This window comes from Prevotella sp. 20925_1_30 (assembly GCF_041433025.1).
Taxonomy (GTDB): Bacteria; Bacteroidota; Bacteroidia; order Bacteroidales; family Bacteroidaceae; genus Prevotella; species Prevotella vespertina.
Genome location: NZ_JAPWAR010000008.1, coordinates 93,107 through 117,273, shown reverse-complemented (window position 1 = coordinate 117,273; position 24,167 = coordinate 93,107). Strand labels below are relative to the sequence as shown.

Here is a 24,167-nt window from a genome sequence, read left to right as displayed (position 1 = left end):
AACAGCACCACCGCTGTTGACGGCCATGATTGGCATACATATGGAGGCGCTTACGGTAGGTCTGTATCACATACTACTCTTCCTTCCGCTGCTGACGCAAACAATTATTTCTACCTGCCCGCCTTAGGTTACTACGCCTATGGTCAGCTTTACTCTATTGGCAGCGAAGGCGGCTATTGGACGTCAAGTGCTAACTCTAGCGGCACGTACCGCCTGAGATTCGACAGTGGTTACGTCAACGTGAACCTCCTCGGCCGCTACCCCGGGTTCAGGGTGGGGGCGTTCGAGTAGTCCTTGCGATTGCTTTTTACAGGTGTCGCCCTCTAAGAAGCCTCACCCCAGCCCTCTCCTACAGCGAGGGAGCGCCTAACGAGCAGGACTTCTGCTGGATAGGTATTCCGTCGCCACGCTCACCGTATCTACATGCTGGCGGATGCGTATCTAGTAACTCGTAGATACGCATTGCGCAGTTGCTAGATACGTATCTAACAGCAACGTTCACCGCATCTGGCAGCACGTAGATACGTATTCGGCAGCAAGGCAATACGCATCTGGCAGGAGGGGAATGCTGAAAGGGTGACAAAATGAAGCGGTGAGAGGAGGAAAATAAATTAAGAAAATAGAATAGGGCGGCATGAAGATGCAGCGAACTGAAGCAGAGGCGTGCTGCCCTACGCTACGATAAACAATAGTTATTTAATAATTTAAAAACCTAAGAATCATGAGATTTAAATTAGTTCAAAAGAAGAATCCGCAGAAGCGGGAGGAAGTGAAGTTTTATGCTAATCCGGTAAATGTAGGGCATAAGTCTCTAGATGACATTGCACGTGACATTGCTGGACGTTCATCCTTGACTCGTGGTGATGTATCGAACGTGTTGTATAACTTCATTGATTGTCTGCCACATTACCTCCGTGATGGCTTCAGTATTCAGCTAGGTAATTTCGGTTCAATGCGTGTCACACTGTCGAGCAAAGGTGCGGAAACTGAAAAAGCTTTTAAGACCGAGACGATTAAGCCTCGTGTAGTCTTCACTCCTGGCACAGAATTGAAGCGTGAGTTGGCTGCAAATTCCTACGAATCGTTGAGGAAGAAAGATGAAGAGACAGATAATAAAAAGGAGGAAAAGAAAAAGAAAGAGGAAGAAAGTGGACCACAGGCAGGGTAGGTGAGGCTTCCTATACCACGGGAGCATTTTAGATTGATTCAGGGTATCAATCGTTCTGTAATAAGACAATCGATTATATTAATTGTGAAATTAATGTCTTTCAAAACTAGTGTATTAATTTGGTTCTCTCGCTTCCGTGGTACGGCCTCACCCCATCCCCTCTCAAAGAGGGGATGTGCCTACGGGGGCTAGTTAGAAAATGTGCTACGGAAAGCCTCTTCAAGCCGAGGGAGAGGGATGTGCCTAACGGGATATAGTTCGTAAGAATCTTATTTGTTTGATTTGAAACGATTTGTTCTATTTCTGCCGTTAGGCACCTTTTTAGTAGGATTATGTCTGGGGAATCATGTAAATCGTTTCAAATCTTTTTGTGCTTATACTCGCTTCATAAGTATAGCACGTTCTTTCGGACTAAATTTCTCAATGGCATAACGTAACATGGTGCGTGGCATATCCGCGCGGCGTTCCATGACATACGCATAGAGTCGCTCGGGATTCCGTTTGCCAGCTTCACGAAGCATCCAGCCAATCGCTTTGTGCATGAGGTCGTGTGGATGGTGCATCATAAGGTCACTTAGTGCGTATGTGTCCTCCAGTTGACCTTTGCGGATAAAGGCATAGGTGGAAACGATGGCGATTCGGTTGTCCCATAGAAGTTGGCTTTGTGCTAATTGGTAGAGGCGTTCGTGCGATTTGTCAAGCAGGTATTCACCAACGATAAAACGACAGGAGAGGTCGACTAAGTCCCAATTATTAATTCTTTCGGTCATGGCGAGGTAGAGGTCAAAGAGCTGTTTGCGAAGTGTTTCGTCCTTTTTCTTGCTTTTCTCTACCATGATTAGCAGTGCGCAGAGTCTCACCTCATGCCATTTTGACAGCATTAGTTCTCTTATTACATCCAAGGATATATCTTTATGTTGTTTGGCTATAGTGCGGATGTTGGGAACTGTGACACCTAAAAAGAGATCGCCCTCACCGTATTCTCCTTTTCCTGTTTTGAAGAAGCGTGGGAATACTTCTCTCTTTTCAGCATTTGATAACGCTTGGAGTTCGTCAATAATCATTTTCACTGTTGGGCTTATGCTTTCTGTCATACTTGTATAAATTTGTTTTTGTTGCAAAGATACTACATTTATGTTATGGCTCAATAGAAATTGATGGGGGTTCTTCTATAAATTCTTAATGTCGTATGTGTATGCTGACAGGATGTCAGATATTGTTTTGAATGTTTATATGTATGTTTCTTTGGCATGGTTTTCGTATAAAGCAAAGCGGAACTACTAGTTTAGTAGATAAACAAAAGATTAAAATCTAAAAATATAAAGAGATTATGACAATTAAACCTTTATCAGACAGAGTATTGATTCTTCCTGCACAAGCAGAGGAGAAAGTTGGTGGTATTATTATCCCTGATACAGCTAAAGAGAAACCACAGCGTGGTAAGGTTGTTGCAGTTGGTAATGGTACAAAGGATGAAGAGATGATTCTCAAAGTTGGTGATGAGGTTCTCTATGGGAAGTACGCTGGTACGGAATTAGAGAATGAAGGTGAGAAGTATCTGATGATGCGTCAGAGCGATGTTCTCGCTGTAGTAGAATAAAAAGCCTCCCCCTGCCCCTCCGAAAGGAGGGGAGAGAAGGATATAAAAAGATATAAAATCAAAGTAAAAGTAAAATGGCAAAAGAGATAAAATTCAATACAGATGCACGTGAGCTCTTGAAGAGTGGTGTTGATCAGTTAGCAAATGCAGTAAAGGTAACGCTAGGTCCTAAAGGTCGTAATGTTGTTATCGGTAAGAAGTTCGGTGCTCCACAGATAACAAAGGACGGTGTAACCGTTGCTAAGGAGGTGGAACTTGAAGATAACTTCGAGAATGCTGGTGCACAATTAGTAAAGAGTGTAGCTAGTAAGACTGGTGATGATGCTGGTGATGGTACCACAACTGCCACAATCCTAACACAGGCTATCGTAACAGAAGGCTTGAAGAATGTTGCAGCTGGCGCTAATCCTATGGATCTCAAGCGTGGTATAGACAAGGCTGTAGCAAAGGTTGTTGAGCATATCAAGGAATCAGCTGAGGTTGTCGGCGATAACTATGACAAGATTGAGCAGGTTGCAACCGTTAGTGCTAATAATGATCCTGAGATTGGTAAGCTGTTGGCTGATGCAATGCGTAAGGTTTCTAAGGATGGAGTTATCACGATTGAGGAGAGCAAGACCCGTGAGACAAGCATTGGCGTAGTAGAGGGTATGCAATTTGATCGCGGTTATTTATCAGGTTACTTCGTTACCGACACTGATAAGATGGAGTGTGTAATGGAGAATCCATACATCCTTCTCTATGACAAGAAGATTTCAAATGTGAAGGATTTCTTGCCAATTCTCCAACCAGCTGCTGAGAGTGGTCGTCCATTGTTGGTTATTGCAGAGGATGTTGATTCTGAAGCATTGACAACATTGGTTGTAAACCGCCTACGTGCAGGCTTGAAGATTTGTGCAGTGAAGGCTCCTGGCTTCGGTGATCGTCGTAAGGCTATGCTAGAAGACATTGCTACATTGACTGGTGGCGTTGTTATTAGTGAGGAGAAGGGTCTATCATTGGATAAGGCTACACTCGAGATGTTGGGTACTGCTAAGAAGGTTAATGTATCAAAGGACAATACAACCATCGTTGATGGTGCTGGCGATAAGGAAGCTATCAAGGAGCGTGTGGCACAAATCAAGAATGAGATTGCTGCTTCAACAAGCTCTTATGACAAGGAGAAGTTGCAGGAACGTCTGGCAAAGATGGCTGGTGGCGTAGCTGTTCTCTATGTCGGTGCTAACTCTGAGGTAGAGATGAAGGAGAAGAAGGATCGTGTTGACGATGCTCTTTGTGCTACTCGTGCCGCAATGGAAGAGGGCGTTGTTGTTGGTGGTGGTACCACTTACATCCGTGCTCAAGAGGCATTGAAGGATCTCAAGGGCGATAATCAGGACGAGCAGACTGGTATTAACATTGTTTGCCGTGCTATTGAGGAGCCTTTACGTCAGATCATTGCGAATGCAGGTGGCGAAGGTGCCGTTGTAGTTGACAATGTTCGTCAGGGCAAGGGTGACTATGGTTACAATGCTCGCAAGGATGTTTACGAGGATTTGCGTGCTGCAGGTGTTATTGATCCTGCTAAGGTTTCTCGTGTAGCGTTGGAGAATGCAGCTTCAATCGCAGGAATGTTCTTGACAACCGAATGCCTCATTGTTGACAAGGCAGAGGAAACTCCTGCAATGCCAGCAGCTCCAGGTATGGGCGGAATGATGTAATTTCAGATTAAATCATACAATCAAAAAAGGGAAGATGCTCTGAGAGTATCTTCCTTTTTTTATTTGTTTCTATTTGAAAATAGCTGATTTTTGTGTCCTCCTTATAGTATAAAAAAGCCTTTACCATTCTTCATTTTGAATTTATCAATAGGATTTATTTTGTAATAAAATATAGCAAATTTGATGGTTTGTATTTGCGTTTTTCTGAAAAGCATTGGTGTTTGCTCGGAAATATGGGAAATAGAGAGAAGGAAATGGTTAGACTTGTAATAGATTGATTACTAGTAGGTTGTAAGGAATGAAGCATTTTGTTGACTGAAAGGAATAGTCAAAATATAGGGAAATGGGCTAGTTTTTACCTAAAGTGATAGTATTTTTTGCCCAAAACGATAGTACTTTTTACTCAAAACGGAGGTACGATTCAGTCAAAACGGAGGTCGGTTTTGCTCAAAACGGAGGTTGGTTTTACTAAAAACCTATATACGTTTCTATAAAAAGCTCATTTCGTTTCGTTTTAAAGCTCTGTTACGTTCTAGAAAAGGATAGATAGAAAGATTTAAATGTAAGTTTTTTTTGTGTAGAAAGTTCTATCTTTCAGCTATGTGAGTGGGCTGTATCTGTTTTGTTTCTTAGTTCTAATAAGATGTAGGAATGGATTGATTTGATTTGCAACAAGTATTTGTGTTGGTATTAACATATTAGGAATGGATTTGAAAAAGACTAAAAACTTCCTACTTTCACGTCCTATATCTAATCTTTTGCTTAACTTTGTAGCATGAAAAGATTAGTCAACTGGAAAGAATTTATAGTACTCTTCATCGTTATTGGATGCTTATATTATATAACGAGGTCGTTGTGGATTACAAGCGGCATCCTTGTTCTTCTTTTGCTTATAGATGGTCTTTTGCGTCAATATGATAATAAAAAGAAGGGCGAGAGGCAGGCGGAAGAGATAAAAAAGAAGCTAGAAGATTAGTTTTAGCTGATGAGATATGATTCGTTGCCGTAACTTTATAGGATGATTGGATAAGCAATCAATAAAAAGCATGAAGGAATTATTGGAATTGTATAGGACGTGGAAGGGTGCAGAAGCAGTCAATGTGGAGAAACTTGCTGGTGCTGGTAGTAATCGCGAGTATTATCGATTGACAGATGATGCTGGCTCGGCAGTGATAGGTGTTATTGGTACGAGTCGTGACGAGAATCATGCTTTTGTTTATCTGGCGAAACATTTTGAGAAACGTCAGTTGCCTGTGCCTCATGTGTTGGCAGTTACGGCTGACGAAACCTGTTATTTACAGTCGGATTTAGGCACTGTTTCTCTTTTCGATGCTATACGAGGCGGGCGTGAAGCAGGTGGGCGATATAATCTTGCAGAGCAGGAATTGCTTCGAAGGACTATCCGTGAGTTGCCTAATATACAGCTTCGTGGTGCGCGCGGGCTAGATTTTAGTCAGTGTTATCCACAGCCAGAATTCGATCAAGAGAGCGTCCTTTTCGATTTGAATTACTTTAAATACTGCTTTCTCAAAGCAACGGAGCTTGATTTCCATGAGTTGAAACTTGAGGCGAACTTCCGAATGTTTGCCAAAGACCTAACGTCCGAAAAGATGGATTCGTTCCTTTATCGTGACTTTCAGGCTCGGAATGTCATGTTAGATACTGCTGGTAATCCTTATTTTATAGACTTTCAAGGGGGACGTAAGGGACCATTTTATTACGATTTAGCATCGTTCTTGTGGCAAGCAAGTGCGAAGTATTCCTTCAAGTTGCGTCGTGAACTTGTGTTTGAATACTATCAAAGTTTGAAGAATTATACTGAAGTACCCTCAAAACGTCACTTTGTCAATCGCCTTTCTCTCTTCGTTTTGTTCCGAACGTTGCAAGTGCTTGGGGCTTATGGATTCCGTGGTTACTTTGAGCGTAAGAAGCATTTTATTGATTCTATTCCTCCAGCAATACAGAATTTGCGTGACATATTGGCATTAGGCGAAGAGGTTTTCCCTTATCCTTATATGCTTGATATGCTGAAACGACTCACACAATTACCACAATTTGCGCACATTGAGAAGCCAGCGGCTAATAGAACCGATGGATTTAAAACGGCAGAGAAGGATGTCTATCAGGCGAATCCTTTGGATGGTCCTGCTACATTCTCTAAATATGATGGGAAAGGTCCGTTGGTAGTTCGGGTGTTTAGTTTCTCGTTTAAGAAAGGTATTCCCGAGGATACAACTGGTAATGGGGGCGGTTATGTGTTCGATTGTCGGAGCACGCATAATCCTGGTCGGTATGAACCCTATAAGAAGATCACTGGTTTGGATGAACCCGTTATTCGTTTCTTAGAGGATGATGGTGAGATACTTGAGTTCTTGAAACCCGTTTATCAGTTGGCTGATCATCATGTAGAACGTTATATGCAACGTGGTTTTACGGATTTAATGTTCAGTTTTGGCTGTACAGGTGGGCAGCATCGTTCCGTCTATAGTGCGCAACATCTTGCCGAACATCTCAATAAGAAATATGGCATTGAGGTACGGATAACGCATAGAGAACAGGGTATTGAGCAAGTATTGGCGGCAAAGTAAGAAGGCTTCAGCCTAACTCCTCCCACCTTTATTATTATAGAATAGACAAGAAGCAATAAGAGCAACGGGAGAAGATTAGGCTTGTGATTCCTTTGTCAACTGAAATAAAAGCCGTAATTTTGCAGATATAAAAGAAAAGCTAATGCAATCAATGATTTTTGCAGCCGGTCTCGGCACTCGTTTGAAACCGCTTACTGACACAATGCCAAAGGCGTTAGTAAGGGTAGGGGGTGCGCCGCTGCTTGAACATGTAATAAATAGATTGATAGACGCAGGATGCAAGCGTATGGTTGTTAATGTCCATCACTTCGCTAATCAGATTATTGACTATCTGAATATGCACGATTATGGGGTGGATATTCTTGTGTCTGACGAAACAAAGCAGCTCCTTGATACCGGTGGTGGTATCAAGCGAGCTGCTTCGCTTTTTGACGATAGCTTGCCTGTCCTCATTCATAATGTAGACATTCTGAGTAATGTTGATTTGAAGGCTTTCTATCAGCATGCCGTAGATAGTAAAACGGATGCACTTCTGTTGGTAAGCCGTCGTATCACGCAGCGTTATCTTGTCTTTAATTCAGATATGCGCCTTGTTGGTTGGACGAATGTTGCTACAGGAGAGGTGAAATCGCCGTATGAGGATGTGCGACAATTACATTTTGTGCAACCAACCGATGATACTACTTCTTATCATCAGAAGGGTCATTATCTCTATGCTTTCTCGGGTATTCATGTCTTAGCTCCCACTGCTATACAGGCGGTTGAGGCTGTTGATGAGGATAAGTTCCCCATAATGGACTTCTATCTTAGTAATTGTGGTAAGTTGAATATCTATGGAGAATTGAAGAGCGACCTACAACTTCTTGATGTAGGTAAGCTTGATACACTGCAAGCAGCAGAAGACTTTATTGTAAATTTAGGTTATCAAAGCCCCAAAGTGGAGCAATGATACTTTTTAAAACATATCATCACTAACATGCAACAGAAGATAATCATTTTGGATTTCGGTTCGCAGACAACACAGTTGATAGGTCGACGTGTACGCGAGTTGGATACCTTCTGCGAAATCCTACCTTACAACAAGTTCCCAAAAGATGATCCGTCCGTGATAGGTGTAATCCTTTCTGGTTCGCCTTATTCGGTACATGATGCAGAAGCCTTTAAGGTTGATCTTAGCCAATTCATTGGAAAGGTACCTGTGCTTGGTATCTGCTATGGTGCACAATTCATTTCTTATTCTAATGGAGGTAAGGTGGAACAGACTGGTACACGTGAGTATGGTCGTGCGAATCTAGAGACAATCAATCTTGATAACCGCCTCTTCGCAGATTTTGAAAAGGGCTCTCAAGTATGGATGAGCCATGGTGACACCATTACGGCTATTCCTTCAGATTATGAGATCATCGCTTCTACAGGTGATGTTAAGTATGCAGCCTTTGCTTCAAAGACACAACCAGTATGGGCTGTTCAGTTCCATCCTGAAGTTTATCACTCATTACAAGGTAAGCAGCTTCTGAAGAACTTTGTTGTAGATATCTGCGGTAGTAAACAGGAGTGGAGTGCAGCCTCATTCGTAGAGAGCGCAGTGCAAGAGATTCGAGAGCAAGTTGGTAATGATCGTGTTATTCTTGGACTTTCTGGTGGTGTAGATTCATCTGTTTGTGCTACCTTATTGAATAAAGCTATTGGCAAGAATCTTACTTGTATCTTCGTTGATCATGGTATGTTGCGTAAGAATGAGTTCCAAAAGGTGATGGATGCTTATAAGGGACTTGGATTGAATGTTATCGGTGTGGATGCTTCCGAAAAGTTCTTTAAAGATCTTGAGGGAGTAAGTGACCCAGAGGAGAAACGCAAGATAATAGGTCGTGACTTTGTTGAGGTATTCAATGCAGAGGCGAAGAAGATTACTGATGCTAAATGGCTCGCACAAGGAACAATCTATCCTGATCGCATTGAGAGCTTGAGCATAACGGGTATGGTTATTAAGAGCCACCATAATGTTGGCGGATTGCCAAAGGAGATGCACTTGCAGCTCTGTGAACCACTTCGTTGGTTGTTTAAAGATGAAGTGCGTCGTGTAGGTCATGAGATGGGAATGCCAGAACGTCTCATTAAGCGTCATCCGTTCCCTGGCCCTGGACTAGCTGTTCGTATTTTAGGTGATATTACTCGTGAGAAAGTCCGTATTCTTCAAGATGCGGATGATATCTATATCGAGAAGATGCACGATTATACATTGCCAGATGGTTCGAGTCTTTATGATCATGTTTGGCAGGCAGGCACCGTATTGCTTTCTACAATCCGTTCGGTAGGAGTGATGGGCGATGAGCGCACTTACGAACATCCAGTTGCTCTGCGTGCTGTTACCTCTATGGATGCAATGACAGCTGACTGGGCACATCTTCCATACGACTTTATGGCAGATGTCTCTAATGAGATTATTCGCAAGGTAAAGGGAGTTAATCGTGTATGTTACGATATCTCATCAAAACCACCTTCGACCATTGAATGGGAATAAAGACTCTTGCTAAATGGGGAGTGCTCTTTTGAATTATAGAAAAGTATCTTAGCTGATTTCCACTTAGTTATAATCATAATTTGAAGGAAGTATTGTTTATAGTTTAGCAAAGGCTATTCTCGAGGATAGCAAAGGCTCTCTCTGAAAGAAGGAGAGTCTCCCTTTTAGGAATAGGAATGATAAAGTAAATCTTTATAAATAAAAAGTCCGAGTCTATCATAGACTCGGACTTCTCATTTATATGATTACTATTACTTTTTCTTAAGTAAGTCTCGAATTTCTGTAAGGAGCTTCTCTTCTGCTGTTGGCTCTGGATCAGGAGCTGGTGCTGCAGGTTCTTCCGCCTTCTTCTTTGAAAGTTTGTTGATACCCTTTACTAGAAGGAATACACAGAATGCAATGATGATGAAGTCTAGTGTTGTCTGTAAAAAATTACCATAGTTAATGGTAGCAGCTTCCATCTTCTCTATTCCAGGAAGTTGAACTGCTGGGAGGGTGTACTTAAGATCTGTGAACTTTACACCACCAATCAACCAGCCAATAGGAGGCATGATGATGTCATCAACGATAGACGAAACAATCTTGCCGAATGCGCCACCAATGATTACACCAACAGCCATATCAACTGCGTTACCCTTAACTGCAAAATCTTTAAACTCTTGAATGAATTTACCCATGATTCTAAATGTTATTAATTTGTTCTTTTATTGATTATATGTTCTTTTTATGTGCTTTGCTACATAGATATTACAAACATGGATTATAGTGTTATCGTTGATTCTATCATGCAACTGAAACGAACCATTTTTTTATAATATTTAAACGCAAAGCGACTGCAAAAATAAAAAAAATATTGTATCTTTGCAATCGTAACATAGAATAATGTTCATTAGGAGGTAAAAAGACAACTAGTTTTATAAACTTTTATAAATAAATTAAAGTAAAAATGGTAAATGTAGCTATTAACGGCTTTGGCCGTATTGGTCGTCTCGCATTCCGTCAGATGTTTGAGGCTGAAGGTTATGAGGTTGTTGCAATCAACGACTTGACAAGTCCTAAGATGCTTGCTCATCTGTTGAAGTATGATACCGCTCAGGGTGGTTTCGCTGGCAAGTTCGGCGAGGGTAAGCACACTGTAGAGGCTACTGAGGACTCAATTATCGTTGATGGTAAGGAGATTAAGATTTCTGCTGAGAAGGACGCTGCAAACTGCCCATGGGCTGCTAATAAGGTAGACGTTGTACTCGAGTGTACAGGTTTCTATACATCAAAGGAGAAGGCTTCTGCTCACTTGAAGGCTGGTGCTAAGAAGGTAGTTATCTCTGCTCCTGCAGGTAACGATCTTCCTACAATCGTTTTCAATACAAACCACAAGACTTTGACTGCAGCTGATACTGTTATTTCTGCAGCTTCTTGTACAACAAACTGCTTGGCTCCAATGGCAGCTGCTTTGAATGCATATGCTCCAATCCAGTCAGGTATCATGTCAACAATCCACGCTTACACTGGTGATCAGATGATTCTTGATGGTCCACAGCGTAAGGGCGACCTCCGTCGTTCACGTGCAGGTGCTTGCAACATCGTTCCTAACTCAACTGGTGCAGCTAAGGCTATCGGTCTTGTTATTCCAGAGTTGAATGGTAAGTTGATTGGTTCTGCACAGCGTGTTCCAACTCCAACAGGTTCAACAACTATCCTTGTTGCTGTTGTTAAGGGTAAGGACGTAACTGTTGAAGGTATCAACGCTGCAATGAAGGCTGCTGCAACAGAGAGCTTCGGTTACAATGAGGATCAGATCGTATCTTCTGATATTATCGGTATGCGTTTCGGTTCTTTGTTCGATGCAACTCAGACTATGGTAAGCAAGATTGACGATGATACTTATCAGGTACAGGTTGTTTCTTGGTACGATAATGAGAACTCTTACACTTCTCAGATGGTTCGTACAATCAAGTACTTCGCAGAGTTGAAGTAATACCAACCGAAAGGTCATCTGCAATCCTCTCTTGCGTAGAGAGTGATTGACGGATAAAATAATAGTCCCTGTCAGCTTGCTGGCAGGGATTTTTTTGTTATCTTTGCGACATGAAGAACGAACAGATAGGTGAGGGTACGGCTGCAGGTATAGCTCTTGACAAGCGTATGATAACCATTCTTGGTCCTACGGCTTCGGGTAAGACCGATCTTGCTGCACATTTGGCTGCTCGGCTTAACGCTGAGATCATCAGTGCAGATAGCCGTCAGGTCTATCGTGGCATGGATATTGGTACGGGTAAAGACTTGGCTGATTACACAGTTGAGGGGCATGCAATACCTTATCACCTTATAGATATATGTGAACCAGGTACGAAGTATAATCTTTTTCGCTATCAACAGGATTTCCTTGATAGGTATGTAGATATACGGAGTAGGGGAGTGTTGCCTATTCTCTGCGGTGGTACAGGTCTTTATATAGAAGCTGTATTGAAAGGTTATAGCCTCTCGCCCGTACCTCAGAATCCAGCCTTACGTACTGAATTAGAGGGTAAGAATCTCGAAGAACTTACAAACATATTGGTAGATTTGAAGAGAAGAAATCATTCTGTTATGCACAATAAGACTGATGTTGATTCATGTCAGCGTGCTATTCGTGCGATAGAGATTGAAACCTATAATCTCACAAAGCCAACAGAAGAGCGGCAATGTCCACCAATTGATTCATTAATAATAGGAGTGGATATTGAACGAGAAGTGCGAAGAGAAAAGATTACTCATCGTTTGAAAACACGCCTTGAAGGGGGTATGGTTGACGAGATAGATGGATTATTGAAGCGTGGCATCCCTGCAGAAGATCTTATCTATTATGGCTTGGAATATAAATTTGTGACGGAATATCTTATAGGAAAATTGTCTTATGATGAAATGTTCCAACAGTTAGAGATTGCTATTCATCAGTTTGCTAAGCGGCAGATGACGTGGTTTCGTGGTATGGAGCGTCGTGGCTTTACGATTCATTGGGTAAATGCTGCGTGGAAGATGGAAGATAAAGTAGAAGAAATATTGAAATTATGGTAGAGGAAGGAAGATGGGGCATTATTTATTGTCCAAAAGGTCGATTGTTTACTAATCCTGTAAAGCGTTGGGAGCAGGCTGAACGTTGCCTGCTAGAACATGGTATACAATATGATATGGTACAGAGCGAGAATCCTCGAGGTGTGGATCGTTTGGTTCGCATGCTGATTAGTAATGGTTACAAGACCATTATCATTTATGGTGGCGATTCGGCGCTGAATGACGCGGTCAACTATCTCATGCTCTTGAAGCCTGAAGAGCGTAATCGTATAACGTTGGGAGTTATTCCAAATGGTGTACTGAATGATTTTGCACATTTTTGGGGATTTGATGAGTCGCATTTGGAACAGACGATTGCTTGGCTCAAGCAGAAGCGTGTAAGACGAGTAGATATTGGATGTATTCACTATGAAAATAAAAAGAAAGAACGTTGTCGTAGATATTTTCTTAACTGTGTGAACATTGGTATGGTTGCAAATATTATGAGTATGCGTCGTCGTATGCGTCATCTCTTTATTTCTCGTACAATCTCTTTTATCCTCTCATTCTTCCTACTTTTGTTTCAGCGTATGGATTATTTGATGTCATTGAAAATTAATACTGATACTATTAAACAGCGTCTGATGACTGTTTGTATTGGTAATGCTCAAGGTTATGGACAGACGCCGAATGCTGTTCCTTATAATGGTTTGTTAGATGTTTCAATTGTTTCTCAGCCAAAGATGTTACAAGCAATGGAGGGTATGTATCTTTTATTACGGGACAAGATTTTGAATCATCGTAGTGTATTACCTTATAGAACACAAGAATTGAGCGCACAGATAGCCCCGCATACACCAGTCAGTGTTGATGGTAGACTCTTGAATGGTACGCCTGTTGGTACATTTAGAATTAGTGTGGAGAAGGAAGTTATTAACTTTATCATACCGAGTTAATACACCTTATATATTATATAGGTTCTATCTATTTTCTTGCTTTTTATAGAAGGAAATCTTTTTTCCTTTTATGCAAATTATAGGTAGATCCTAATTACTCCTTCAAAAGCTCTTAAGCTTTTCTTAAAAAGCTCTTAAGCTTTCTCCAAAAAGCTCCTAAGCTTTCTCCAAAAAGCTCCTAAGCTTTCTCCAAAAAGCTCTTAAGCTTTCTCTAAAAAGTTCTTAAGCTTTTCCTAAAAAGTTCCTAAGCTTTTCCTATTGTTTATAAGAGCTTTTAAAGCAAAGGAATTTAAAACTTTTTCGTATAACTGTTATAAGATAAATCTAACCTTGAAAATAATATCTTACTTTTAATGCTGTTATGAAAAATATTTGTATCTTTGAAGTGCCAAATGGTAAAATCAGTAAAGGATTCTACCCGAATGATATAAAAACCAAATAGTAAACCTTAACAGACATGAGCTACTTAAAATTTGAAAAAGCCCTCATGGCAAATCTTCAGGACTCGCTTCCTAGAGAGTTATTACGAACCAATCGCTCTGGTGCCTATTCTTGTTCCACAATCGTTGATTGTAACACGCGCAAGTACCATGGATTACTTGTTGTCCCTGTCCCTGAACTGGATGATGAGAATCATGTACTGCTGAGCTCGCTTGATCCGACGGTTATTCAGCATGGTGCTGCTTTCAATTTAGGATTGCATAAGTACCAAGGAGGGAATTTTAGTCCGCAAGGACACAAATATATTCGAGAGTTTGATTGTGATATTGTTCCGACCACGATTTATCGTGTTGGCGGTGTATTGTTAAAGAAAGAAGTAGTTTTCCAACACTATGAGGATCGCATCTTAATTCGTTATACATTATTAGAAGCTCATTCTCAAACTACTTTACAATTCCGCCCATTTTTAGCTTTTCGTAGTGTTCGACAGTTTACACATGAGAATTCGGCTGTAAATCGCTCTTATGAACAAGTAGATAATGGTATTAGTACTTGTATGTATGCTGGTTACCCCTTGCTATTTATGCAATTTTCAAAGAGTAATGAGTTTCATTTTGAACCTTATTGGTATCGTGGCTTAGAATACCCAAAAGAGCAGGAACGAGGCTATGATTCTAATGAAGATTTATATGTTCCAGGCTACTTTGAGATGAATATTAGTAAAGGGGAAAGTATCGTTTTTGCGGCGTCAACGGCAGAATGCGACACATCAACTTTACAAGATTTATTTGATAAAGAAGTTGAGACAAGAAGTCCGAGAGACAATTTCTTCCATTGTCTTGTTAATGCAGCTCATCAATTTCATAATCGTACAAAGAATGATGAACGCTATATTCTTGCTGGTTATCCATGGTTTAAATGCCGTGCTCGTGATCAATTTATTTCATTGCCAGGATTAACATTGAGCATAGAAGAACAGGACTACTTTGAACTTGTTATGCAGACTGCAGAGAAAGGTTTACGCGAGTTTATGAATGACAAACCTGTTAGTGTAGACATCTATGAGATGGATAAACCGGATGTCCCTCTTTGGTGTATTTGGGCAATACAACAATATGCAAAGAAGGCTGGTAAAGCTCGTTGTAAAGAACTTTATGGAACTTTCTTGCATGACATTATAGATTATCTTGCCACAGACAAACATCCGAATCTTGTTCTAGATGAGAACGGCTTACTCTATGCAGACGCTAAGGGAGAGGCTATTACGTGGATGAACTCTATGAATAATGGTCAGCCTGTTGTTCCCCGTTCCGGATATATTGTTGAGTTCAATGCCCTTTGGTATAATGCGTTACGCTTTGTAGCAACAATAGAGCGGGAATCAGGTAATGAAGAATATGCGGAGAAACTGGACACACTAGCAGATAAGTGTAAAGCCTCCTTCATTGATACCTTCTTAAATGAGTATGGTTACCTTTACGATTTTGTAGATGGTAAGATGATTGATTGGAGCGTTCGCCCTAATATGGTTTTCGCCGTAGCTCTTGATTATTCTCCACTTGATCAGAAACAAAAGCGAGGTGTATTAGATATTTGTACACGTGAATTGTTAACTCCAAAGGGGCTTCGTTCGCTTTCTCCAAAGAGTGGTGGTTATAATCCAATGTATACTGGACCACAAGCGCAACGTGATCAGGCATATCATCAGGGAACAGCTTGGCCATGGCTAGAAGGTTTCTATCTTGAGGCTTGTTTAAAGCTCTATAAGCAAACTAGATTAAGCTTTGTTGAGCGACAGTTGGTTGGTTATGAAGATGAAATGTTCTATCATTGTCTAAGTACATTACCAGAACTATTCGATGGCAATCCTCCATTCAGTGGTCGTGGTGCAATCTCTTTTGCTATGAATGTAGCCGAAGTTCTGCGTACATTAGAGTTGCTAGAGAAGTATAAATATTAAAAGGCAGAACAAGTATGAAAGTTTTAATGTTTGGATGGGAGTATCCTCCTCATGTATATGGCGGTCTTGCAACTGCTAATTTTGGTATTTCTGAGGGACTCCATGCGCAAGGTGATATTGAGACAATTCTTTGTTTGCCTCATCCTTTCGGTGATGAAGACCATAACTATGCTGAAATTGTAGCAATGAATCGTGTTCCTATTGCTTATCGTGAGCTCAGTTATGATTATGTGAAGAATAGATTAGGCAATGTCATGACTCCAGAACTTTATTTCAAGTTACGTGAGCATATCTATGCCGACTTCAATTATATGCATGTAAACGAGCTTGGTGCAATGGACTTTGCTGGTGGTTATCCTTCAAATTTGCATGAGGAGATTAATAATTATTCGATTATAGCAGGTGTTGTTGCACGTACATACGATTTCGATATTATTCATGCACACGATTGGCTGACTTATCCTGCTGGTATACATGCGAAACGTGTTAGTGGTAAGCCCTTGTGTATTCATGTACATGCAACTGATTTCGACCGTTCGCGTGGTAAAGTAAATCCTATCGTGTATGGTATAGAAAAAGATGGTATGGATAATGCGGATTGTATCATGTGTGTATCAGAATTGACACGACAGACAGTTATACATCAGTATCATCAAGATCCCCGAAAGGTATTTACAGTACACAATGCTGTTTATCCATTAGATAAAGAGATTGCTGATATACTACGCCCTGACCATAAAGGTAAAGAGAAGGTTGTTACTTTCCTCGGTCGAATAACGATGCAGAAAGGACCAGAATACTTTGTTGAGGCTGCTAATATGGTTCTCCATCGTACGCGTAATGTCCGTTTCTGTATGGCAGGCTCGGGGGATATGATGGAGCAAATGATAACTTTAGTGGCAGAACGTGGGATTGCTGATAGATTCCATTTCCCTGGTTTTATGCGTGGTAAACAAGTCTATGAGTGCTTAAAAGCCTCAGATGTTTATGTTATGCCATCAGTCAGCGAACCTTTCGGAATTTCTCCTTTAGAGGCTATGCAGTGCGGAACACCAACGATTATATCAAAACAAAGTGGATGTGCTGAGATTCTCGATAATTGTATAAAGGTTGATTATTGGGATATTAATGCAATGGCCGATGCCATCTATTCTATTTGTCATAATGAGAGTCTCTTTGATTACTTATCTGTAGAAGGGAAGAGAGAAGTCGATCAGATTACGTGGGAGAAAGTTGGTGCATGGATTCGTGAACTCTATCTCCGCACATTAGGTTGGCAATAAAAGCAAAATAAAAAACCATAATCTTTAAAAACCAAAATAATTAGCAATGAAGACAATTTGTTTATATTTCGAGATACATCAGGTTATTCACTTAAAGCGTTATCGTTTTTTTGATATTGGGACTGACCATTATTATTATGATAGCTTTGAGAATGAACGTTCGATAACAGATATAGCTGAGAAGAGTTATATGCCAGCATTGGAGGCTATGTTACAAATGGTTCATGAACATGGAAAAGCTTTCAAGGTGGCTTTCTCATTATCAGGAGTAGGAATAGAGGAACTTGAAATGCACGCCCCACAAGTTCTTGAGAAATTGCAAGAATTAAATAATACTGGTTGTGTAGAGTTCTTGGCAGAACCTTATTCGCATGGTCTTGCCTCATTGGCTAATGAGGAAAGTTTTAAGTCTGAAGTAAAGCGTCAAGCACATAAGATAAAGGAATACTTTGGTCAAACACCAAAGGTTCTTCGTAACTCTTCGCTTATCTATAGTGACGAAATTGGTTTACTTGCTTCGCAAATGGGTTTTAAGGCGATGTTGACTGAAGGAGCAAAACATGTTTTAGGCTGGAAGAGTCCACATTATGTATATAATTGTGCATTAGATCCTAATCTAAAACTACTATTGCGTGATGTCAAATTGAGTGATGATATCTCTCTTCGCTTTAATAATTCTGACTGGGAAGGCTATCCTTTGTTTGCTGATACTTATATGGATGAGATCGCGGCGCTACCCAACGAAGAACAGGTAATAGGTATCTTTATGAATCTCTCGGCTTTGGGTATAGAACAGCCATTATCAAGTAATATCTTAGAATTCCTCAAGGCATTGCCTGCGTGTGCTAAACAGCGTGGCATAACATTCTCAACTCCAACGGAGATTTGTATGAAGTTGAAGAGTGTTGATAGTCTCTCTGTACCAGATACGTTAAGTTGGATGGATGAAGAACGTGATGTTAGTACATGGTTAGGAAACGCAATGCAACGTGAAGCCTTCAATAAACTTTATGGTATTGCTGATCGTGTCCGTATTGCCAATGACCCTAAGATAAATCAAGATTGGGATTATTTGCAAGCTAGTGATAACTTCCGATTCATGTCAACCAAGCCTTCACGTGTTGGAATGGATCGAGGGATATATGCGAGTCCTTTTGATGCCTTTACCAATTATATGAACATTCTTGGTGATTTCATTAGTCGTGTCAATAGCCTCTATCCTGCAGAAATTGATAATGAAGAGTTGAATGGCTTACTTACAACTATCCGTAATCAAGGTGAAGAGATTGATATTAAAACAAAGGAGATCTCTCATCTTCAGTCTAAGGTTCAAAAGTTAGAGATACAGGAAGAAGAGTTGAGAGCAGAGCTTACTAAGAAGACTTCTACCAAAAAGACATCGACAAAGAAGGCCACTTCAAAGAAAGCAAAAACTGCAACAAAGTAAGTAAAATATTACTTATCCGTTATAAGTTATAATGGTTTACTAAAATAAATGATAGGTACGGAAAGATTCATCTGTACCTATCATTTTTTACATTAATACCTATTAATTTCGATTAAGCTGTTTATTAAATATTGAAAGAAGGCTCTCTTTGATGTGACATAGTACCTTGCTTTACATGAGAAGAGCCTTTTCTTCGTTGGAGAAAAGGCTCTTCTGAAATTTAATTTGTTAGAACTTTATGTATAGACAGTCTTATTTGTTGATAAATTTTTTACCATTCTGAATAACAACTCCTTTGTAGTTTTTGTCTACACGCTGCCCTGAAAGGTTATACATTGGTTGTGCGTTATTATTAGACTCTACATTTATTCCTGTGATATCATTAGGTGTATCCTTTAAAGTTATGGTGAACTTTTTAATGCGTACTTGTTTCTTTGCTGCAGTGAAAGAAGTTGTTTTTGCATCACCAATCCATGTAACTATAACTTTATCACTAGAAATAGTGACTCCTTCCATATTATCAGCAAACCCATCGGCAAGAAATCTTTTTCCCCCACTTTCGTGTGTATCACATTCGATGATGATATTTGTCATATTATAATTGGCAGATGTGATAGTCATTGTAGCTTTCTGATAGAGGCGATATGAAAACTTGTTATTCATTGCTCCGTTTGACATCGTTATAGTTATTCCATCTTTATTAATACTGATGTCTTTGCCAGCTTTCGGACCTTGTAGTTCCTCAGAACTGATAACAACTTTCTTCTGTGCAAATGAAAAAGAACTGATTGCCGTGAAAGCAATAGTGAGAATTAAGCGTAAAGTTTTGTTCATAATAAAATTGTTTAATGATTAAAAGAATAAATAACAATGCAAATTTAGGTATTTGATATGATATTTGCAATTAAGTTTCTTATTATAATTTGAACTTGAATTGATAAATAACGATATTTCTTTCCTCGTTTTCTTCATGTGTGCGCTTTTAATGTTAAATTCTCCTTTTTATATCAATAAAATTTGTTTTATTCCTTTATATACGCTATATTTGTAGCGTGTTTTTCACAGATTTAGATGTTTTGCTAAATCTAGTTCGAGGTTGGTAGCTTCCTGCACCAACCTCTTTTTTATTGATTCCCTTGACATTATCTGAATCTTTTCATATCTTTGTGGAGTTAATATAAACTTGATTCTATGAAAATGAATAGATTGATAATACTATTTTTAGTTTGTGTTATTTGCTTTGGATGTCAGAAAACAAGTCCTGCAGATGATAGTGAGACTTTACCTAGATATGAAGAGGAGGATGACGATCCTTCTTCAGAACAGAAAGTTTATAGCGTCGAAGAATTTCGTAATACGGAATTAGGCGATAGGTATGTTTGGGTGAAGGGAATTATTGTAGGAGCTTGTAGTAAGAGTATTAAATATGCAGAATGGATGGATCCATTCACCTATGATAATGCAATTTTATTAGCAGATAGTTTAGGAGATTGTACTCCAGAGAGAGTTATTGCTATTCAGTTAAGGACAAAAGCAATGAAGGCTGAGTTTGGTTTAGCTGCAACGCCTGATAATTATGGGCGTAGTGTTGCGTTCTATGGTACAAAGCAAAAGTATCTTGGTGTACCAGGAATGAAGAAGAATGTTGTGGGCGGACAATGGCTAGATGAATGATTTTTGTATGAAAAGTTTGCTGTAAAGGATAAAAGTTGCTATATTTGCAAAACTTTAACTGTAATGGGTAAGATGAAAGAGAATGATTTTACCTTTATCTGCCTAAGTTTTTTCAGTGAGTACAGAATGATTATTTTTAAATTAAGATAAAGCAATAAAAGCCTATCGGAACAATTATACTTCATAAAACAATAAACATATAAATGAAGAATCTAAGTGATATGACCGACGAGCAGTTGGCATTGTCATATATTAATGGAAGTAATGAGGCTTTTGATTTATTGCTTTTACGTAATCAATCAAAACTATTCTCATATATTCTTTTTGTAGTGCATGACCAAGATGCTGCTAATGATTTATTTCAGGAAACATTTGTGAAGGTTATAACTAGACTACAACAAGGTAAGTACTCTCCAACGGGAAAGTTCTATGCTTGGATTATGCGTATTGCTCACAATGTGATAATGGATTGGTATCGTGCTCAGCGTGCAGACAAGATTGTTGATGCGCCAAAAGAAAATAATCTTTCTAACATAGCTGGCAGTGAAACTACCATAGGGGATATTGAATGTCAGTTTATTAATACCCAAACTCTTTCAGAAGTTAAGCGTTTAATGAACTTATTGCCTGCACCACAACGAGAAGTTGTATACATGCGTTTTTATCAGGAGATGTCATTTAAGGAGATTGCCGAGACAACTGGTGTGAGCATTAATACAAGTCTTGGACGTATGCGTTATGCAATCCTTAATCTGAGAAGGATGGTGCGTGAATATAATCTAAATTTACAGTTTGCTTAATATAAGAAGGTGTTGAATATTAGACGTTATGTAACCATAACCTTTATATACTTCTAATATTCAACACCTTTTCATTTTATCGTTTCAAAGTCTTCAACGAATGGATTGTGGCTTTCGGATCAGCCGCTTTGAAGACATAACTACCGCTAACGAGGATATCAACTCCAGCTTTTACAAGGCGCGGTGCTGTTTCTTGTTGTACACCGCCATCAACTTCAATGAGAGCTTTGCTATTTTCGTTATCGATCATTTGGCGAAGTCGTTGAACCTTTTTAATCGTATGTTCTATAAACTTCTGACCACCGAAGCCAGGATTAACGCTCATGAGTTGTACAATATCCACATCACAAATAATATCTTCAAGCACATTCACGGGAGTAGATGGGTTAAGTGTTACTCCCGCTTTCATTCCTGCACTATGAATTGCTTGTATTGTTCGGTGAAGGTGCACACAAGCCTCATATTGTACGTTCATAATTGCAGCTCCTGTCGCTGCAGTTTGCTGGATGTAATTCTCAGGATGAACTATCATAAAGTGTACATCCATAGGTTTCTTACAAGCCTTACCCACTGCTTCCAAGATGGGAAATCCAAAGGAAATGTTAGGAACGAATACACCATCCATAACATCCATGTGAAGCCAATCGGCATCGCTCTCATTAATCATTTCAATCTCTTTGTCTAAATGCAAAAAATCAGCAGAGAGAAGGGAAGGAGATACTATTGTTTCCATACTTTTTTATTCTTAATTCAAGCAATAAGACTGTATTTTCCCATTCATTTTAAATGTACGATAGGTGTAAGCTATCTGTCGGATAAGAGCTAAAGTCTTCTCAGAAGGCTTTAATTCCTCAGGAGTAAAAATATTCACCATAGGCTTAAATTATGCTATTAATTAGAGAGTTCTTTGTTTTTTAAACGTGCTTGTCTAAAGATTATTATATCTGATAGAAACATTATTTCCTTTTATCTCCCACATTCGCAATGTTTTTATAGCGATACTACGGGTACAATCTTTTTTTTGATTATCTTTGTAGCACAAAAAATATAACTATGATAGTAAAGATATGTGGCATGCGTGATGCCGTGAATATACATGATGTATCGCAATTAGGTATTGAGTGGTTAGGATTAAACTTCTGCCCATCAGATAAACGTTATGTCAGTCAAATCTCCTCGCGCGCTGGTATTATCCCAGATTATGGTTCGTTAAAGGTGGATACATCTGAAAGTAATCGCCCGAAGTTATGTGGTATTTTTAAAGATGATATGCCACAGAACATAGTTACGTGTGTCTATAATTTTAATCTTGATATCGTTCAGCTTGATGGCGAGGAAAGTCCTGTCATGTTAGATAATCTTCGTCGCACGATTGATCCCGACATTCATGCTGGAATAAAGATTATGAAGACTATTTCGGTTAGGACTCGTGAGGATATTAACCAGTATAAGCCGTATGTAAATAGTGCAGATTATTTCCTATTTGATATGCAAACTTCGGAAGATTGTTCTAAGGATTGGACAATTTTAAATGAATACGATGGGAATATTCCTTTTCTGTTGTCAGGAAATATTGGCATAGAGGATCTATCAAGCATTAACGATTTTTCTCATCCTCAGTTCTATGGCATTAACATTGATCAGAAGTTTGAGAAAGAACCAGCCATGAAAGATATTACTCTGCTTAAGACTTTCTTAGAAGGCGTGCGAAGATAAACGGGGACGCATAAATGAAACTTATGAAAATGAAGTGTGTTATCATTGATAACTATGATTCATTCACCTATAATCTAGCGCATCTTATCAAAGAAGTTGGGGGAGAAGTAACCATTTTTCATAATGATGACTTCCAACTTAATGAGTTAGAATGCTTCGACAAGATAATACTTAGTCCTGGACCAGGGCTACCTTCTCAAGCGGGTCAATTAATGAATGTCATTCGTCATTATGCTGGTCACAAACCAATCTTAGGTGTTTGTTTGGGACATCAAGCTATTGCGGAGAGCTTCGGGGCTAAGCTGGAGAACCTTTCAGACGTATTTCACGGAGTTTCCGCAGAGATAATTCAGCCCATCAACTCCCCTTTATTTGCAGGATTAAAGCGTCCAATCATCGTAGGGCGTTATCACAGTTGGGCGGTTTCAAAGGATGATTTTCCCGATTGTTTAGAGATAATAGCTGAAACGTCTGATGGGATTATCATGGCATTGAGGCATCGTGACTATAATTTATATGGCATTCAATTCCATCCTGAAAGTGTTTTAACGCCACAAGGCAATAGGATTCTTCACAACTGGTTAGTTCTTTGAACAATATTTATTACATCTATAATCATCGATGGTAGAGACAACTAAATATATAGATACAATTATTGACGACGGATTATCATGGTATGCAGTAAAACTCTTTACCATTCGTCAGCAAGAAGTAAGAACCTATTTTGAGGAAAAAGGCTTAGAATGTTTCATTCCCGAGCAATATATTACGATAGAAGGGCGTGATGGCAAGCCACGTAAAGTATTACGTCCTGTCGTTCGTAATCTTGTTTTTGTGAAACAGTCCATTGATGAAAAGCAGTTTCGCCATATTGTTAGCGAGATGAACTATAAGATAAGTGTTCTGCGCAAATCAATCAGTTCTCAGGAATATTGCCTTATTCCGCACAACCAGATGTATGAATTTCGTCTTATGTGTAATCCTGAAGTGACAATGCGAAAGTTCGTTTCTTCAGACGAGGCACATCTAAAAGCTGGTGATGAGGTATTGGTCAAGTTCGGACCCATGAAAGGAATGACAGGACGATTGGTTCGTTCTAACAAAAAGTATTATTTATTAAAGGAGATTCCTGGTATCGGTGTAATGTTAAAGATTTCCCGATGGTGTTGTGTTCCTATGGAGAAATAAATGTAAAGTAATATTGTTATTTTTGATACCTATAATTTCGTTATTCGAAAGCAACTTATATTTCCGTCTGAAATACACGATTTTTGAGATAATTC

At 39.5% G+C, this 24,167-nt stretch carries 23 protein-coding genes and 1 pseudogene; 19 read left to right on the top strand and 5 right to left on the bottom strand.

Annotation, left to right across the window (positions count from 1 at the left end):
* Both O3603_RS05480 and O3603_RS05475 read left to right on the top strand, forming a co-directional pair.
* A pseudogene (locus tag O3603_RS05480) lies at positions 1-291 on the top strand (hypothetical protein); the annotation flags it as partial.
* A 430-nt stretch (positions 292-721) separates the two neighbouring features.
* Positions 722-1,168: an HU family DNA-binding protein gene (locus O3603_RS05475; protein ID WP_009435395.1), complete on the top strand. Its 447-nt coding sequence runs from the start codon at positions 722-724 to the stop codon at positions 1,166-1,168.
* Between the two features lie 374 nt (positions 1,169-1,542).
* On the opposite strand, the gene O3603_RS05470 is transcribed toward O3603_RS05475, so the two are convergent.
* Positions 1,543-2,262, bottom strand: coding sequence for a DNA alkylation repair protein (locus O3603_RS05470; RefSeq protein ID WP_371521352.1), 720 nt, complete (start codon positions 2,260-2,262; stop codon positions 1,543-1,545).
* A gap of 236 nt (positions 2,263-2,498) precedes the next feature.
* On the opposite strand from O3603_RS05470, the gene O3603_RS05465 reads away from it, so the two are divergent.
* The 6 genes from O3603_RS05465 to guaA all read left to right on the top strand — a co-directional run bounded on the left by O3603_RS05465 (position 2,499) and on the right by guaA (position 9,577).
* The gene (locus tag O3603_RS05465) at positions 2,499-2,768 is read left to right on the top strand and encodes a co-chaperone GroES (RefSeq protein WP_009434220.1); all 270 of its coding nucleotides are present in this window, start codon (positions 2,499-2,501) and stop codon (positions 2,766-2,768) included.
* Between the two features lie 74 nt (positions 2,769-2,842).
* Positions 2,843-4,468 carry a chaperonin GroEL gene (gene groL / locus O3603_RS05460; protein ID WP_371521350.1) on the top strand — a complete coding sequence of 542 codons (1,626 nt, stop codon included), beginning with the start codon at positions 2,843-2,845 and terminating at the stop codon, positions 4,466-4,468.
* 775 nt (positions 4,469-5,243) lie between these two features.
* Complete coding sequence (locus O3603_RS05455) at positions 5,244-5,444, top strand: hypothetical protein (RefSeq protein ID WP_009434160.1); 201 nt, start codon at positions 5,244-5,246, stop codon at positions 5,442-5,444.
* A gap of 70 nt (positions 5,445-5,514) precedes the next feature.
* Entirely contained in the window at positions 5,515-7,056 is a 1,542-nt protein-coding gene (locus O3603_RS05450; RefSeq protein ID WP_314519732.1) for a phosphotransferase, read from the top strand.
* 142 nt (positions 7,057-7,198) lie between these two features.
* Complete coding sequence (locus O3603_RS05445; protein ID WP_371521346.1) at positions 7,199-8,005, top strand: sugar phosphate nucleotidyltransferase; 807 nt, start codon at positions 7,199-7,201, stop codon at positions 8,003-8,005.
* Positions 8,006-8,032: 27 nt separating this feature from the next.
* A complete protein-coding gene (guaA, locus tag O3603_RS05440; protein ID WP_004383348.1) occupies positions 8,033-9,577 on the top strand; it encodes a glutamine-hydrolyzing GMP synthase in 1,545 nt (514 codons plus the stop codon).
* Between the two features lie 251 nt (positions 9,578-9,828).
* On the opposite strand, the gene mscL is transcribed toward guaA, so the two are convergent.
* On the bottom strand, positions 9,829-10,254 hold the full coding sequence (gene mscL, locus O3603_RS05435) for a large-conductance mechanosensitive channel protein MscL (protein WP_009434147.1): 426 nt from the start codon (positions 10,252-10,254) through the stop codon (positions 9,829-9,831).
* Between the two features lie 269 nt (positions 10,255-10,523).
* On the opposite strand from mscL, the gene gap reads away from it, so the two are divergent.
* The 6 genes from gap (at position 10,524) to O3603_RS05405 (ending at position 18,694) form a co-directional block, all read left to right on the top strand.
* Complete coding sequence (gap, locus tag O3603_RS05430) at positions 10,524-11,552, top strand: type I glyceraldehyde-3-phosphate dehydrogenase (protein ID WP_009434068.1); 1,029 nt, start codon at positions 10,524-10,526, stop codon at positions 11,550-11,552.
* Positions 11,553-11,662: 110 nt separating this feature from the next.
* Entirely contained in the window at positions 11,663-12,631 is a 969-nt protein-coding gene (miaA, locus tag O3603_RS05425; protein ID WP_371521342.1) for a tRNA (adenosine(37)-N6)-dimethylallyltransferase MiaA, read from the top strand.
* Positions 12,625-13,563, top strand: coding sequence for a diacylglycerol kinase family protein (locus O3603_RS05420; protein ID WP_371521339.1), 939 nt, complete (start codon positions 12,625-12,627; stop codon positions 13,561-13,563). Before miaA ends, O3603_RS05420 begins: the two co-directional genes overlap by 7 nt.
* 457 nt (positions 13,564-14,020) lie before the next feature.
* On the top strand, positions 14,021-15,964 hold the full coding sequence (locus O3603_RS05415) for a glycogen debranching enzyme N-terminal domain-containing protein (protein ID WP_311454073.1): 1,944 nt from the start codon (positions 14,021-14,023) through the stop codon (positions 15,962-15,964).
* 14 nt (positions 15,965-15,978) lie between these two features.
* On the top strand, positions 15,979-17,247 hold the full coding sequence (locus tag O3603_RS05410; RefSeq protein ID WP_371521336.1) for a glycosyltransferase family 4 protein: 1,269 nt from the start codon (positions 15,979-15,981) through the stop codon (positions 17,245-17,247).
* Between the two features lie 46 nt (positions 17,248-17,293).
* Positions 17,294-18,694 carry a glycoside hydrolase family 57 protein gene (locus tag O3603_RS05405; RefSeq protein ID WP_371521333.1) on the top strand — a complete coding sequence of 467 codons (1,401 nt, stop codon included), beginning with the start codon at positions 17,294-17,296 and terminating at the stop codon, positions 18,692-18,694.
* A gap of 252 nt (positions 18,695-18,946) precedes the next feature.
* Here the strand turns inward: O3603_RS05405 and O3603_RS05400 are convergent, their stop codons facing one another.
* Complete coding sequence (locus O3603_RS05400) at positions 18,947-19,528, bottom strand: hypothetical protein (RefSeq protein WP_371521331.1); 582 nt, start codon at positions 19,526-19,528, stop codon at positions 18,947-18,949.
* Positions 19,529-19,885: 357 nt separating this feature from the next.
* Here O3603_RS05400 and O3603_RS05395 point away from each other — a divergent pair, with 357 nt between their 5' ends.
* Positions 19,886-20,368 carry a DUF6359 domain-containing protein gene (locus O3603_RS05395; RefSeq protein WP_315088562.1) on the top strand — a complete coding sequence of 161 codons (483 nt, stop codon included), beginning with the start codon at positions 19,886-19,888 and terminating at the stop codon, positions 20,366-20,368.
* Between the two features lie 203 nt (positions 20,369-20,571).
* The gene (locus O3603_RS05390) at positions 20,572-21,168 is read left to right on the top strand and encodes an RNA polymerase sigma factor (RefSeq protein ID WP_155715920.1); all 597 of its coding nucleotides are present in this window, start codon (positions 20,572-20,574) and stop codon (positions 21,166-21,168) included.
* A 76-nt stretch (positions 21,169-21,244) separates the two neighbouring features.
* Here O3603_RS05390 and rpe read toward each other — a convergent pair whose 3' ends face one another.
* Together rpe and O3603_RS05380 are read right to left on the bottom strand one after the other, a co-directional pair.
* The gene (rpe, locus tag O3603_RS05385) at positions 21,245-21,901 is read right to left on the bottom strand and encodes a ribulose-phosphate 3-epimerase (protein WP_273541203.1); all 657 of its coding nucleotides are present in this window, start codon (positions 21,899-21,901) and stop codon (positions 21,245-21,247) included.
* A gap of 12 nt (positions 21,902-21,913) precedes the next feature.
* Positions 21,914-22,042, bottom strand: a complete 129-nt coding sequence (locus O3603_RS05380) for a hypothetical protein (RefSeq protein ID WP_009434083.1) — start codon at positions 22,040-22,042, stop codon at positions 21,914-21,916.
* 179 nt (positions 22,043-22,221) lie between these two features.
* On the opposite strand from O3603_RS05380, the gene O3603_RS05375 reads away from it, so the two are divergent.
* The 3 genes from O3603_RS05375 to O3603_RS05365 are packed head-to-tail and all read left to right on the top strand — an operon-like array spanning position 22,222 to position 24,072.
* On the top strand, positions 22,222-22,884 hold the full coding sequence (locus tag O3603_RS05375) for a phosphoribosylanthranilate isomerase (RefSeq protein WP_287317479.1): 663 nt from the start codon (positions 22,222-22,224) through the stop codon (positions 22,882-22,884).
* A 14-nt stretch (positions 22,885-22,898) separates the two neighbouring features.
* Positions 22,899-23,477: an aminodeoxychorismate/anthranilate synthase component II gene (locus tag O3603_RS05370; protein ID WP_371521327.1), complete on the top strand. Its 579-nt coding sequence runs from the start codon at positions 22,899-22,901 to the stop codon at positions 23,475-23,477.
* A gap of 28 nt (positions 23,478-23,505) precedes the next feature.
* The gene (locus O3603_RS05365; RefSeq protein WP_371521324.1) at positions 23,506-24,072 is read left to right on the top strand and encodes a UpxY family transcription antiterminator; all 567 of its coding nucleotides are present in this window, start codon (positions 23,506-23,508) and stop codon (positions 24,070-24,072) included.
* The last annotated feature ends 95 nt before the right edge of the window (positions 24,073-24,167 follow it).

What these genes read in the sequence shown, in the direction of transcription:
- O3603_RS05475 (WP_009435395.1), top strand. Translation starts at nt 722, where the DNA reads ATGAGATTTAAATTAGTTCAAAAGAAGAATCCGCAGAAGCGGGAGGAA.
- O3603_RS05470 (WP_371521352.1), bottom strand. Translation starts at nt 2,262, where the DNA reads ATGACAGAAAGCATAAGCCCAACAGTGAAAATGATTATTGACGAACTC.
- O3603_RS05465 (WP_009434220.1), top strand. Translation starts at nt 2,499, where the DNA reads ATGACAATTAAACCTTTATCAGACAGAGTATTGATTCTTCCTGCACAA.
- groL (WP_371521350.1), top strand. Translation starts at nt 2,843, where the DNA reads ATGGCAAAAGAGATAAAATTCAATACAGATGCACGTGAGCTCTTGAAG.
- O3603_RS05455 (WP_009434160.1), top strand. Translation starts at nt 5,244, where the DNA reads ATGAAAAGATTAGTCAACTGGAAAGAATTTATAGTACTCTTCATCGTT.
- O3603_RS05450 (WP_314519732.1), top strand. Translation starts at nt 5,515, where the DNA reads ATGAAGGAATTATTGGAATTGTATAGGACGTGGAAGGGTGCAGAAGCA.
- O3603_RS05445 (WP_371521346.1), top strand. Translation starts at nt 7,199, where the DNA reads ATGCAATCAATGATTTTTGCAGCCGGTCTCGGCACTCGTTTGAAACCG.
- guaA (WP_004383348.1), top strand. Translation starts at nt 8,033, where the DNA reads ATGCAACAGAAGATAATCATTTTGGATTTCGGTTCGCAGACAACACAG.
- mscL (WP_009434147.1), bottom strand. Translation starts at nt 10,254, where the DNA reads ATGGGTAAATTCATTCAAGAGTTTAAAGATTTTGCAGTTAAGGGTAAC.
- gap (WP_009434068.1), top strand. Translation starts at nt 10,524, where the DNA reads ATGGTAAATGTAGCTATTAACGGCTTTGGCCGTATTGGTCGTCTCGCA.
- miaA (WP_371521342.1), top strand. Translation starts at nt 11,663, where the DNA reads ATGAAGAACGAACAGATAGGTGAGGGTACGGCTGCAGGTATAGCTCTT.
- O3603_RS05420 (WP_371521339.1), top strand. Translation starts at nt 12,625, where the DNA reads ATGGTAGAGGAAGGAAGATGGGGCATTATTTATTGTCCAAAAGGTCGA.
- O3603_RS05415 (WP_311454073.1), top strand. Translation starts at nt 14,021, where the DNA reads ATGAGCTACTTAAAATTTGAAAAAGCCCTCATGGCAAATCTTCAGGAC.
- O3603_RS05410 (WP_371521336.1), top strand. Translation starts at nt 15,979, where the DNA reads ATGAAAGTTTTAATGTTTGGATGGGAGTATCCTCCTCATGTATATGGC.
- O3603_RS05405 (WP_371521333.1), top strand. Translation starts at nt 17,294, where the DNA reads ATGAAGACAATTTGTTTATATTTCGAGATACATCAGGTTATTCACTTA.
- O3603_RS05400 (WP_371521331.1), bottom strand. Translation starts at nt 19,528, where the DNA reads ATGAACAAAACTTTACGCTTAATTCTCACTATTGCTTTCACGGCAATC.
- O3603_RS05395 (WP_315088562.1), top strand. Translation starts at nt 19,886, where the DNA reads ATGAAAATGAATAGATTGATAATACTATTTTTAGTTTGTGTTATTTGC.
- O3603_RS05390 (WP_155715920.1), top strand. Translation starts at nt 20,572, where the DNA reads ATGAAGAATCTAAGTGATATGACCGACGAGCAGTTGGCATTGTCATAT.
- rpe (WP_273541203.1), bottom strand. Translation starts at nt 21,901, where the DNA reads ATGGAAACAATAGTATCTCCTTCCCTTCTCTCTGCTGATTTTTTGCAT.
- O3603_RS05380 (WP_009434083.1), bottom strand. Translation starts at nt 22,042, where the DNA reads ATGGTGAATATTTTTACTCCTGAGGAATTAAAGCCTTCTGAGAAGACT.
- O3603_RS05375 (WP_287317479.1), top strand. Translation starts at nt 22,222, where the DNA reads ATGATAGTAAAGATATGTGGCATGCGTGATGCCGTGAATATACATGAT.
- O3603_RS05370 (WP_371521327.1), top strand. Translation starts at nt 22,899, where the DNA reads ATGAAACTTATGAAAATGAAGTGTGTTATCATTGATAACTATGATTCA.
- O3603_RS05365 (WP_371521324.1), top strand. Translation starts at nt 23,506, where the DNA reads ATGGTAGAGACAACTAAATATATAGATACAATTATTGACGACGGATTA.